General features: G+C 50.2%; 1 protein-coding gene. It reads left to right on the forward strand.

Annotation, left to right across the window (positions count from 1 at the left end):
• The first annotated feature begins 550 nt into the window (after nucleotides 1-550).
• The gene (locus B3N33_RS05720; protein WP_292589640.1) at nucleotides 551-2,644 is read left to right on the forward strand and encodes an SIR2 family protein; all 2,094 of its coding nucleotides are present in this window, start codon (nucleotides 551-553) and stop codon (nucleotides 2,642-2,644) included.
• Nucleotides 2,645-2,973 lie beyond the last annotated feature (329 nt).

Raw genomic sequence — 2,973 nt, forward strand, 5'->3', positions numbered from 1 at the left:
CTCGCCTTCTCGTGAGCGCAGCGAACGTCTCGACTATGCTCTTTCTCGATCGATCTTTGCGGCGAACCGTTGGCCACTGACAGATGAGGATTATCTTCATGGGAACGTCCATTGTGCCCAGAATTGCCCAGCAGTGCAACAGTGCTTTTGTCGAACTGGGGAATGGGGAAAGCTTTTTATTCGAGTTCGGCTAAGGCGTTTGTCAAATTAAGTCGTCGGCATCCCACCCTAACGTTTGGACAAGGTGTTTTTGCTCATATGCATGGAGACCCTGTCGGGAATCCTATTACTCTCTATTGTTTTGGCCCGCCTCAAAATCTGAAGCCTCCGCTGTAACTCTATGGGCCCTCCGGCGATGCGTACTCTCTTTTCGAGCGGCTTAGGCAGGACTGCCTTCTTCGTCAGCTTCAGAGCAAGGCTTCTTCTCAGAAGCCACATATGAAACGCAGTCAGCTGAGAAGTAGTATCATTGCATCAAAGAGATGTCTTGCGGAGGCAGGTTCCGCTCCTTTGAAAAGTCGATCACATCGCGAAGAAAGAGGGAAAGATCATGTTCATAACGGATAATGTGAACGTCCCCACCGAGCTTATTAGGGCCCAGGAGGAAGGCAGGCTCGTCGTCTTTGCTGGAGCCGGCGTTTCGATGGCCTCCCCCTCGAACATTCCCGGCTTTGTCGACCTTGCGAAAGCCGTCGCGAAGCGATACAAGCAGAAGTATTACGCGAGGCAGCAGAGAGTCCAGCCGCCCGACGTCTTTCTCGGAAGCCTGAACCCGAAACGGGAAGAAGAGGGCGTCCACGAAATCGTCAGGCAGATCATGAGTGAAGAGAGTTCCAAGCCATCGGAGCTTCACAGGCTGATCCCACTTCTATTCAAAGGCCCTCACGACCTGAAGATCGTTACGACCAACTACGACGCCCACTTTCTCACAACCATCAGGGAGTACAAAGACAGATATGCGGGTTTTGAAACCTTCAGAGCTCCCGCACTTCCAAGAGGCGACGATTTCAGGGGAATCGTCTATTTGCACGGAAACGTAGAGCAGGACGCAAGATGGTTGGTAGTTACCAACAGAGACTTCGGAAGGGCATATCTCACAGAGGGCTGGGCTAGAGACTTCTTGCGCGATCTCTATCTCTCCGACTACACGATTTTGTTTATAGGTTACAGCCACAGGGACACCATTGTTGATTATCTGGCCAGAGGTCTGGACATAAGGCAGTCAAACAGATACGCTCTCGTCAGCGCTAGCGATGCAGAGAGATGGAAGGAAATCAACGTAATCCCCGTTTCATACCCGCTCGTGCCCGAAGAAGCAACTGCCCATCTCGAGCTTCAAAAGGCACTCGAGAAGTGGACCTCTCTCGCAAGTTCTGACCTGAACTGTCATACCGAGAGAATCGGCAGGTTCGCATCCAAGAAGCCCGGCCAAGATAGGAAAGCAGACAGCTACCTGACATACTGCCTCAATCGTGAGGATCTCACGAAGGTCTTCTGCCGTTTTGCAAATGACTTCGACTGGGTGCGGTGGCTCGATTCAAGGGGACTTCTCGACAGCCTCTTCAATGAAGACGGCCCACTTGACGAGATTGAGAGAAACCTTGCCGACTGGTTCGTTAAGACAGCCTTCGAAAGTTCAGATCAGGAGCACCTTACCTTTCTGGTCTCAAGAAACTCTCCGCTGAACCCATATCTGGTCTCCTCAATCGTCCAGTATCTCGCTAATAATGAGATAGAGAAACCGGGCGACTTTCTGGCGGAATGGCTCAACCTGATTCTCAACAATTGGCACAAACACGACACACCCGATCAAGCTATGCTCGAAGCTCTGAAGAAGGTCGAAATAACTGAAAATCCCTGGATAATAACGAAGACAATTCAGAACTTCTTTTCTCTATCCCAGACGGGAAGAGAGGCAACGCTTTCTCTCTTCCACAGACAATACGACCTTGAACCCCTTGTAACGACTGATTGCCTGAAGAGGCTCTGGTCGGAACTGCTCGAACCGAACCTCGCCATCCTTTATGAAGACATACTGTCGATCCTTACCTCCCAGCTTATGAAAGCGGTCGCCGACATGTCTGTTTTGAACAGTACCTTGAGAGAGCACGACAGCATATGCGGCGCTAGGAAAGTAATCGAAGAGAGCGAAGGAGAGGCGGGGCCCGAATGGCTCCACATATTCATAGATATGATGAGAGACACTATCCTCTTCCTTATAAAAACCGATGACAAGAACAGGGAGTTCTATTACGAATGGTGGCGGAGATCCAAAGCTCCCATCTTGTGGAGAATCCTGTTGTACGCCGTATCGGAAGATCCATCATGCTCGGACGACTACCGTGTCGGGATCATTCTAGACAACGGGTGGCTGACTAATCCGGTACTGAGAGTGGAAATTGCAAAGATCATCAGAAACTCGCTTCGGGCAACTTCTATATCTCTCAAGAAAATGGTCGTTGAAACCATCGAAGCCGAAGCAAGCAAAGAGAGCAAAGCATCGGAACATAGCGATGGACTGAGACTAGATCCTCTTATCGAAGAGATTCTTTCAATTACTGAAGAGTTGCCAGTCGACTCCCCCGAAATAAGAAGGCTGATCGAAGCGCTTGAAGAGAAAAACAACGATCCCACCAGACAGTAATACGATAGCGCACTAACCGCAGCTTGAAGCAGAACCCGGCGAAGCATGCGGCATCAACTCCAAGCACAATCTGATGCCTGAGTTCTTTGTCGACAAGAGCGATACCGAGGGTGACCGTTATGATGTACCCAACAGTACTTTGCAGACAGCCTCGGAAATCCTGAAAACATTGAAATTGAGGAGTTGAAACGCTTGTTGTCTGACTTCCGAATTACTGCGGTATCGAACGCGAAAAATAAACAGCCCGGAGAATCCTCCCCGGGCCGGCAATCGACTGAGAACAGCTAGGTCTTCTTGCCCTTGTCCATATAAGCGACAAGGATCATGGC

It is taken from the genome of Mesotoga sp. UBA5825, assembly GCF_002432955.1.
GTDB lineage: Bacteria > Thermotogota > Thermotogae > Petrotogales > Kosmotogaceae > Mesotoga.